Source organism: Moritella sp., assembly GCF_033791185.1.
Taxonomy (GTDB): Bacteria; Pseudomonadota; Gammaproteobacteria; order Enterobacterales; family Moritellaceae; genus Moritella.
The window spans coordinates 1-9,581 of sequence record NZ_JASJHF010000302.1 but is presented as its reverse complement, the minus strand read 5'-3'; the positions used below and the strand labels follow the sequence as shown (position 1 = coordinate 9,581).

General features: G+C 44.1%; 9 protein-coding genes, 1 other RNA gene and 1 pseudogene. 5 read left to right on the top strand and 6 right to left on the bottom strand.

Annotation, left to right across the window (positions count from 1 at the left end):
* From QNK26_RS17345 to QNK26_RS17320, 6 genes and pseudogenes are all read right to left on the bottom strand, one after another.
* Positions 1-216, bottom strand: a pseudogene (locus QNK26_RS17345) (glycine cleavage system protein H); the annotation flags it as partial.
* 173 nt (positions 217-389) lie between these two features.
* Positions 390-1,484, bottom strand: a complete 1,095-nt coding sequence (gene gcvT, locus QNK26_RS17340; protein ID WP_319225264.1) for a glycine cleavage system aminomethyltransferase GcvT — start codon at positions 1,482-1,484, stop codon at positions 390-392.
* Positions 1,485-1,935: 451 nt separating this feature from the next.
* Positions 1,936-3,153: an FAD-dependent 2-octaprenylphenol hydroxylase gene (locus QNK26_RS17335; protein WP_319225262.1), complete on the bottom strand. Its 1,218-nt coding sequence runs from the start codon at positions 3,151-3,153 to the stop codon at positions 1,936-1,938.
* 45 nt (positions 3,154-3,198) lie between these two features.
* On the bottom strand, positions 3,199-4,404 hold the full coding sequence (gene ubiH / locus QNK26_RS17330) for a 2-octaprenyl-6-methoxyphenyl hydroxylase (protein ID WP_319225260.1): 1,206 nt from the start codon (positions 4,402-4,404) through the stop codon (positions 3,199-3,201).
* A 208-nt stretch (positions 4,405-4,612) separates the two neighbouring features.
* A complete protein-coding gene (locus tag QNK26_RS17325) occupies positions 4,613-5,179 on the bottom strand; it encodes a UPF0149 family protein (protein WP_319225258.1) in 567 nt (188 codons plus the stop codon).
* 109 nt (positions 5,180-5,288) lie between these two features.
* Positions 5,289-6,245: a LysR substrate-binding domain-containing protein gene (locus tag QNK26_RS17320; RefSeq protein ID WP_319225257.1), complete on the bottom strand. Its 957-nt coding sequence runs from the start codon at positions 6,243-6,245 to the stop codon at positions 5,289-5,291.
* Between the two features lie 138 nt (positions 6,246-6,383).
* On the opposite strand from QNK26_RS17320, the gene QNK26_RS17315 reads away from it, so the two are divergent.
* The 5 genes from QNK26_RS17315 to rpiA all read left to right on the top strand — a co-directional run bounded on the left by QNK26_RS17315 (position 6,384) and on the right by rpiA (position 9,536).
* Complete coding sequence (locus QNK26_RS17315) at positions 6,384-7,316, top strand: DMT family transporter (protein WP_319225255.1); 933 nt, start codon at positions 6,384-6,386, stop codon at positions 7,314-7,316.
* 312 nt (positions 7,317-7,628) lie between these two features.
* Positions 7,629-7,949 (top strand): cell division protein ZapA, encoded by a 321-nt coding sequence (gene zapA, locus QNK26_RS17310; protein WP_319225253.1) that lies wholly within the window; start codon positions 7,629-7,631, stop codon positions 7,947-7,949.
* A gap of 4 nt (positions 7,950-7,953) precedes the next feature.
* A non-coding RNA gene (ssrS, locus tag QNK26_RS17305) (6S RNA) lies at positions 7,954-8,136 on the top strand.
* Between the two features lie 54 nt (positions 8,137-8,190).
* Positions 8,191-8,808: a 5-formyltetrahydrofolate cyclo-ligase gene (locus QNK26_RS17300; RefSeq protein WP_319225252.1), complete on the top strand. Its 618-nt coding sequence runs from the start codon at positions 8,191-8,193 to the stop codon at positions 8,806-8,808.
* A gap of 71 nt (positions 8,809-8,879) precedes the next feature.
* On the top strand, positions 8,880-9,536 hold the full coding sequence (gene rpiA, locus QNK26_RS17295; RefSeq protein WP_319225251.1) for a ribose-5-phosphate isomerase RpiA: 657 nt from the start codon (positions 8,880-8,882) through the stop codon (positions 9,534-9,536).
* Positions 9,537-9,581: the final 45 nt, after the last annotated feature.

The window sequence follows — 9,581 nt, the reverse complement described above, 5'->3', positions numbered from 1 at the left end:
TGCGTAAATGTCTGAAGCTGCTTTTACTGATTCTGCAACAGCAACATCATCACCAGCGCTGATTGAATCATCAACGTCAGGTAATTCAACAAATACCATATCACCTAAAAGGCCTTGGGCATGTTCACTGATACCAACTGTAGCGATACCGTCGCTGTCAACGCGAACCCATTCGTGTGAAGTTGCATATTTTAGTTCAGCTGGGATATTGCTCATTGTTGAAATTCCTTTTGTCTTTTACTTAAATGATTATGTTTTTATTTGGTAACGCTGTAGACCCTGAATTGCGATTTCTGAACAGTCGAATTATTGCTAGCCTTTAAGCCTATCAATAGCCTGCATGCAACTCAGCTTACGTCATACAATTTTCAGTTAAATCAAACTTAGCACTAAACTAGTTTTTTACCATTACGAACGAACGCGGGTTTAGTGACTGCCACTGGCACTAACTTTTTACGCATTTCAACTTCTGCTGTGTCACCGATTGATGCTGGCACACGTGCAAATGCAACACTAAAACCTAACGTTGGTGAGAAGCTGCCACTGGTGATAATACCTTCACATGCTTCGCCTGCCGCGTTAGTAAATACCACTTTTTGACCAGTACGTAAAATACCTTTAGCTTCGAGTACTAAACCAACAAGCTTGTCAGTACCTTCGGCTTTTTGAGCGGTCAGTGCTGCGCGACCAATAAAGTCACGTTCTTGTGGTTCCCAAGCAATCGTCCAGCCCATATTAGCGGCTAGCGGTGATACCGTTTCATCCATATCTAAACCATAAAGGTTCATGCCCGCTTCTAGACGTAACGTATCACGTGCGCCTAAACCTGCTGGTTGCACGCCTGCGTCCACAAGTTGCTGCCATAACTCGCAAGCTTGATCTTGTGGTACGACTATCTCATAACCTGCTTCACCGGTATAACCCGTTGTCGCAATAAATAGATTGCCTGCTTGCACACCAAAGAATGGCTTCATGCCTTCAACCGCGGCGTTTTGCTCGGCGGTGAATACAGTAGCGGCTTTTTCTTTGGCTTTCGGGCCCTGTACTGCAATCATGGCGAGTTCAGGTAATTCAGTAACAACGACAGAGAAATCTGCAGCTTGTTGGTTGATCCAGGCTAAATCTTTAATACGCGTCGCTGAATTTACTACCAGGCGGTAGTATTCATCATTGAAGAAGTAAACGATAAGGTCATCAATCACCCCACCATCTTGTTGTAACATTCCGGTATAAAGGGCTTTACCAGAAACCGTTAATTTTGCCACATCATTGGCAAGTAAATAACGTAAGAACGACTTAGCGTCAGCGCCTTTGATATCAACGATGGTCATGTGTGACACATCGAACATACCCGCATCTTCGCGTACAGCATTATGTTCAGCAATCTGAGAACCATAATTGATTGGCATATCCCAACCATGGAAGTCCACCATTTTTGCCCCTGCTTCTACGTGCTTCGGGAACAGTACTGTTTGTTGAGCCATTCTATAATTCCTTTAATTGACAGTTATTAATCAAGACTTGGGATCAAGTAAAATTGCTTTCTTATTTATATATAAAGAGTTGTATGTAAAGCCTATTACATGACAATAATTCGATTATACCCTTAGATAGCATTCGTTAAAAATTATTTTAAGAATAGAAAATCTAATGGTTAACAAAATAATAATGCGCGCAAGGCTAACATTTTCAAAGTTAAAAAAGTTATTTCAGCGGGGTAATGACGTTGTAGATCACAAAAAAACGAAGTCAGGCAGTTAGTTTTACCAAATATTGACTATATTAACCATTATTGCACTATTGAGATGTTAACAATAACAGCATCAGGCATTATGATAACTAATGCAAACAGGGTGTTTACATTAGTTATTCTCACTTATAGCGTCGTGGGGGTGACTGATTAATGACTCTATTTAACAATTAACTGTGATCAGCTTAACGAGTACTGTCTAATTTTGCCAGCTCGGGTAACTCACCCTCTAAACCCATCGCCCGTTTAATAAAGCTTTGCTTTAATCCCGGTAATTTATTCGACAAGCTCAGGCCAATATCACGGAAAATACGCTTGGCCGGATGACCGCCACTAAATAACCGCTTTAAGCCTTCCATGCTTGAGATCATCATCGCCGCTTCGGCTTTACGCCAGCGCTCGAATTTACGCAAGTGCGCATGGCTGCCGATATCTTTATTCGCCAGATGATTTTCTAACACACATTGCGCCAAACTCGCCGCATCTAACAAACCAAGGTTCACACCCTGCCCTGCTAAAGGATGAATGGTATGCGCGGCATCGCCAATCAAGGCGACACGATCGCTAGCAAAGCTACGCGCATAACGCATCTTTAATGGGAATGCCTGACGCTGACCTTCCACACTGCACAGCCCTAAACGACCATCAAAGGCCACGGTCAACTGTTTGTTGAACTCGCTTTCGTCCATCGCCAACAGTTCAGTCGCACGCTCGGGTGGTAATGACCACACGATAGAACACAGATCCGGTTGCCATAACGGTAAAAACGCTAAGGGCCCTTCTGGATTAAAGATCTGACGTGCACAAGCTTGATGCGGATCGGCGGTGCGAATGTTAGCCACAATAGCATGGTGATTATAATCCCACGTGGTCAGTGGGATCTTCACTTGCGTACGCGTCCATGAGTTAGCACCGTCAGCACCCACTATCAACTTAGCATACACAGGTTCTTGATCTTCTAGCGTTAACCAAGCCGCATCAGCGCTACGACTTAGTTTACGAATACGAGTACCGGTTAATAAGGTAATATTACTGGCTTTTTCAATTTGCTCTAACAGCGCTAATTGGATCACTTTGTTTTCAACTAAATGACCTAAGGTATCTGTCATTAGACCATCGCCGTCAAAATCAATCTGGCCGAAGCCATTACGATCCCAAACTTGCATCGCGTTGTACGCTTGCTGGCGGCGGCTTTCAATGCCGCTCCACGCGTCTAAATTTTGTAATATATTTTGACTGGCACGGCTCAACGCGCTGACGCGTAATTCCGGTGATTCACCTAATTCGCGATCAAGTTCATGACCTTCGATAACCACGATCTTAAGGGTGGTTTCCTTCAATGCGGCAGCAAAAGCAAGACCAACCATGCCACCGCCAACAACCGCAATATCATAAGATTGCATATCAGATCCTAATTCTACTTTTAATGTTTTAAACAGTTAAATAGCTTAAAATAACTTGAACGCGCCAAGTGCTTGACGTGCTAATGCGCGCTTATATTCTGGTTTGTAGCCCATGGTATGGAGGGCTAAATTACGGCCCGCCACCAGCGGAGCATAATTATTGGCAAACAAGGTCGCTAATGAGGTCGTCATCCAAATCGTTGTTTGATGATCGCCTTGGCGCTTATGCCAATAACCTTTCGTGACCATTTGCGCGCCGACGTCTTGTTCGCTTAAAAATGCTTGTTCAATTTGATGATGTAGTACCGCGACATCACGCAAACCCAGGTTATAACCTTGACCCGCAATCGGGTGTAATGCATGGGCAGCATTACCAATCACAACACTACGATGTTGCGTTGGCTCTAACGCTTCGGTTAATAACAACGGATAGGAGAAACGTTGACCCGTGTGGGTAAACTTACCTAAACGATAACCAAAACGCTGTTGTAAACGTGTTAAAAATTCGCCATCAGTTAATGCCATGATCTCATCAACTTCATCGCTGCGCACTGACCAGACTAACGAACTGCGTTGTTCTGACATTGGCAGCAGAGCTAACGGACCGGTATCAGTAAAACGTTCATAGGCTTTGCCTTCATGGCTTTTACTGGTATTGACGTTAGCGATGATCGCGGTTTGCTCAAAATCCGTCACTTCAATTGGCACATGCGTTAATTGACGTACCATTGAATTATTACCATCCGCGCCCACTAATAATTTGCAGCGCAGTTGCTGGCCATCATCAAGGGTAAGGTCGGTATGCTCAATTTGACGATCTAAGCTGACTAACTGATTAGGGCAATACCAAGTAATGTTGTTAATCTCGGCAATATCTTGTTGGAAAATATGTCCCGCGGTTTGCAGTTCAATCACTTGCCCCAATGCAGGCAAGTTATATTCGCTGTGATCAAGACGGGTAAACCCCCAATGACCACGATCGGATACATGAATGTGCTTGATCGCGGTGGCTGTTGGCGCGATCTTATCCCACAGCTTGAACTGAGTTAAGATCTGTTGCGAGCCATAAGATAATGCAATCACCCGCGCATCAAAGCCAGGATGATTACTGGTGGTTGGCGGATTAGCATCAATTAGCGCTATCGATAATTGACGACCATCTTGGTGTTGTATCTGGCTTACGGCGTGCGCAAGTGTCGCACCAACCATGCCGGCACCCACAATTGCAATATCATATTCAACCACTGACATTTCGATCCTAACAAGTTATTGAAATTAAAAAACGATGACACTATAACAACAGCCAACGGCGACTAACATGCGAATACGCGTAATATAAGCATAACGATCTCGGCTTATATTACGCTTGCGATAAATCATCTTTTAGCAAAATAATGGCATTAATATCAGCCCTGATGTTAATTAAAATCAAGGGCTAACCGTAATCTTGGTAAATAAATTAGTGCAGTACTGGCGTTAAGTTCGTCTCACCATCACTTAATTCATTAAAGCAATAAGTCGCCCCCATACGCACGTATTCAACGATCTCGTAAAAAGCTTCTTCGGCTTCGTTACTGTCGTCGTCGGTATCAACGTCCATTTGCGCAATACTGGCAAAATCAGCAATCAGTTCTTTCACGTCATCGCTGGCTTTGGTTGTCACTGAGTGCACCATACCAAAACCACCAAGGAAACCTTGTACCCATTCGGCCAATGCTTCCATACGTAATTCTAACGGTTGGTCCATGTCTGGCAGCAACAATTCAAACCCGAGTGTCATGTCTTTTAAAGCGGCTTCACTACTGCTATAAACGTCGGCTAATAGTGGTTGCAGTGAATCTGGAATACCCAGACCTTCGTTGATTAACTCATCAAACGGCGTTAACCATGCTTTGCTATCTAGCTTAACGCCACCACATAATAGACCACAGATCACACCGTGCACATCGGCAGGATTGACTAATAAATCACTTTGTTGTAACTGCGCACTTACGTCAGCAAAAAGAGGAAGTTTAACTTTATCCATGTGTGGACCTTACCAATAGATTAATGTATTTAGAGTTATAGCCGCCATATTAGCATTTCACCCAGATCAAGACCATAGCCACGTATTTTGCACAGACCTTAATCGTTAACTAACCGGCGTTGCTGGGCGCTTTATCGAGTCCTTGTTGCGCTTGTTCATGACCATGGAGTTCTTGATCGTAACATTGCTGCTTTAACCAACGGCCAAGTTTGACGATATCCGTTTGCTTAGCTCGGGATTTTTTATACACAAAATAAAAGTTATCACCGGTTAAGATCTCGTGCATCGGGATACGCACAAAGTTATGTTGGCGGTCTTGGTCATTCATCAAATAATGATTTACCAAGGTAATGCCCTGTTCATAACGCGCCGCTTCTGCCGCCATCAGCATATGACTAAAATAATTCATCTTGGCGTGCTGCGGTAGCGTAAAGCCCCCTAACTCACACCAACGGATCCAATCTTCACCTAACGCACTGTCGGGATACACCGACTGCACCGACAATAGCGGGTGTTGCCACAACGCATCCGGCAACGGTTTATCTTGCAGCTGCTGCCACAATTTTTTACCGCACACCGGATACAGGCGCTCAGCATAGAGATACTGGCTGACAAAATTACGTTTCGGAGGATTGACGGTAATAAAACAATCTGCCACTTGGTCGCTACAATCCGGTTCATCCGCCACCATATTTAATGACAGGTCAATTTCAGGGTATTGCTGGCGTAAATTATCCAAGCGCGGGATCAACCATTTCACCGCTAAGGAACTATATAGGGCTAAACGGATCTTGCCCGACTTGCCTTCGCGGATCTGCTGACTTGCAGTCGAGATATTCGCCAAGGACTGACTGACCTCTTCATAATAGCGCTCGCCCATATCGGTGAGCGACAAGGTGCGGCCTTGACGGTTAAACATGGATTCACCCAGATACTCTTCTAACAAGCGGACCTGATGACTGACTGCACTTTGGGTCACATTCAGTTGATCGGCAGCTCTAGAAAAGCTGTTAAAACGGGCAACCGCCTCAAAACATTGCAAGGCGCGTAACGGGGGTAGTCTCACTATTAGCTCAGCTCATACTAGAAATATATTTATCATTATACTTCATCCCTACTTTTGAAATATGCTACCCACATCACACTTTTTCCATGTCCACCTCACAGCCTTGTGGCTGTTACTGTTTATGCCTAGGAGCACACCATGCCTAAAATGACTGTCGGTTTAGCAATGACCTTGCTAATCGTTGGTAACGTTATTGCTGTTTTTTCTGATTCCTTAATTAAGACCTTATCGGAAGATACTGCGGTTTATCAATTTGTGTTTTTCCGACAGCTGACAGCGGTACTGTTCCTTATCCCATTTTGTTTAACAAGTAACAGAAAAAGCTTAGTTGATGGGCTGAAATGGCATGCTGTACGTGGTCATATTTGGCTACTTGGCGCGATCTTCATGGTTTACTCGCTCAATTCAATGCCACTGGCAACAGCAAATGCCATCTTTTACGCGGCACCATTAATCATGTTGCCAATGGCGATGCTGTGGTTCCAAGAAAAGCTCACCGTACATTCGATAAGTGCCGGCGTATTAGGTTTCATTGGCGTATTAATTGTCATCCGTCCAACCGAAATTGATTGGGCTGCAATCGCGGCACTGGTGGTGGCGTTTACCCTCGCAGCGAATAATCTATTGATCCGTAAACTGCCAAAACACCAGACTGTGTTTCAAACCCTGCTATTAACCAATTTAGTCGGTATACCGGCATCACTGGCTTTAACAGTATGGGAAGGTAAACCGTGGGACTTTGCGCCTTTGCTAACGGCGGCAGGTTCCACCTTATTTATCCTTATCTATGCGGGTTTTTGTGTCATGGCCTACCGTTCTGGCGAAGCAAGCAAAATTGCCAGCGCCGAATACAGTGGCTTAATCGGTGCGGTCGTCGTCGGTCTTATTTGGTTTGATGAGATCCCAGATATCGGCATGGCCATAGGTACTGCCTTTATTATTCTACCGCTATTGTGGCTGGCAAAAGTGGAAGCAAAAAATCAACGTGCGGCAAAACAATCAGACGCTGCACCGCAATTAGACGGCAGCTTACCAACGCCAGTTTTAGCGACAAATACGACTGGCAACTAAGATGAGCAACGACCGCTACGCAGAGTGTGATAGCGGTCAAATTCGTTGGTAAATTAGAGTAAAATAGTTAACCTTGACGTCTATTTTATGCCTATAAACCCCAGTGTTTCATGCCAATAAAGCCATGCCGATACGCTAAATACCATACTAAGCTGTTGGATTTATGGGCAACTTGATTAATCTCGATCCGTAACTCAAAATTTCAATTAGATAACCCCTTGCAATGCTCACTATTGCGAGATATAGTCAGTTCAGACGTATCAGCCGAGGTGCTTGATATAGCCCTTGAGCCAGATAACTTAGAGTATAGCCATGAGTACAACTGCGGTTGATATTGCAATATTGGGTCGCCACTTTAAAGTCGGTAGTCCAAGTGAAGAAGTCGATGAACTTCATCAAACAGCTGCTGTACTCAATAAAAAGTTAGAAGAGATACAAGCGAAGACCAATATCAAAAATTTAGAGCATTTAGCTGTAATGGCGGCATTAAATTTTTGTCATGATCTTCGTAAAGAACGACACAAAACAACAGAATATACAAATACCGTAGATGATCGTATTCAATTGTTACAAGAAAGCATTGAACGCGCGTTGGTCAATAATAAAATTGATAAAGAACCATCTGCAGTATAACCAAATAACCCTGGGGTGATTGGTGTGCGGGTTATGTCCCTGAGCCGATAATCACATTTTAGGCACCCATTCCTGTTACTATTGTGCATGCTCAACTCGTTTTGAGAAGCCTGCGGTAACAGCTTGGATAGCCGACCTGAGCCTTCGGGTTCAGGACTATACCTTGTAGCCGCACCCTGGGGCCCACTTCTTGTGTTAACATAAATTCAGTACCGATCTTAACGAGTATGGAATCTTGTTTATGTCTGATTTACAACCACAACTAGCAACAACCCGAACCGCAATAAGACAACAAATACGCCAACGTCGCCAGCAACTGTCAAACCTGCAGCAGCGACAAGCAGGCCATGATCTTGTTGCCCAGTTTAAGCAGCACCCCCATATTCACTCCGCGCAGTATATTGCCCTCTATCTACATAATGATGGCGAACTCGATACCCAAGCGGTCATCGATTGGTGCTGGCAGCAAGGCAAGCAAGTCTACATTCCTATTTTACATCCGTTTAGTCACAAGCAATTATTATTTACTCGCCTTACTCCCACAACGCCACTCGTCAAAAATAAATACGGTATTAGCGAACCCAAGCTCAATGTCAGCCAAGTGATCCCCTATCTCGACTTAGACCTAGTGTGTAGTCCGCTAGTGGCGTTTGATTTAGCGGGTAACCGTTTGGGCATGGGCGGTGGTTATTACGATCGCACTTTCTCTCAACACCAATTTGTACGCGGAGCTCAACAACCGCCCTACGTGCTTGGTTTAGCACACGATTGCCAGCAACATGACAATTTACCCATCGCCCCTTGGGATATGCCTATCAAAGAAATAATCACGCCATCAAGAACATTGCTGTTTGGTTAACGATTTGGGTATAATCAAAAGGTAATAAAATACGAGCACGCAACACCGCAATCAATATAAATGGATATAACATGACTCAAGATGAATTAAAAAAAGCAGCAGGCTGGGCAGCATTAGAATATGTTGAAAAAGATAGCATCGTTGGTGTAGGTACCGGTTCAACCGTTAACCATTTTATTGATGCACTCGGTACCATCCGTGAAGACATTCAAGGTGCCGTTTCAAGTTCAATCGCATCAACTCAGCGTTTAGAAGCACTGGGTATTGAAGTATTTGATTTAAACAGCGTAGCGCAACTTGATATCTATGTGGATGGCGCAGATGAAATTGATGGCGGCAACAACATGATTAAAGGTGGTGGCGCAGCGCTAACACGTGAAAAGATTGTTTCAGCGGTGGCTAAAAAATTCGTGTGTATTATTGATGATACTAAGAATGTTGATGTATTAGGTGAGTTCCCATTACCGGTTGAAGTTATTCCGATGGCCCGTTCTTATGTGGCACGTGAATTACTGAAACTTGGCGGTGATCCAGTTTACCGTGAAGGTGTGGTGACGGATAACGGTAATATTATTATTGATGTTTACCACATGCAAATCAAAGATCCAAAAGCACTCGAAATCGCTATTAACGCTATCGTTGGCGTAGTAACAAACGGTTTATTCGCGGCTCGCGGGGCAGACGTTGTGCTGACTGGCACGCAAAATGGCGTTGTTACAACTAAATAATTATACTTAGCTGGTGTTATCTAACAACACCAGCTACCCCTTACC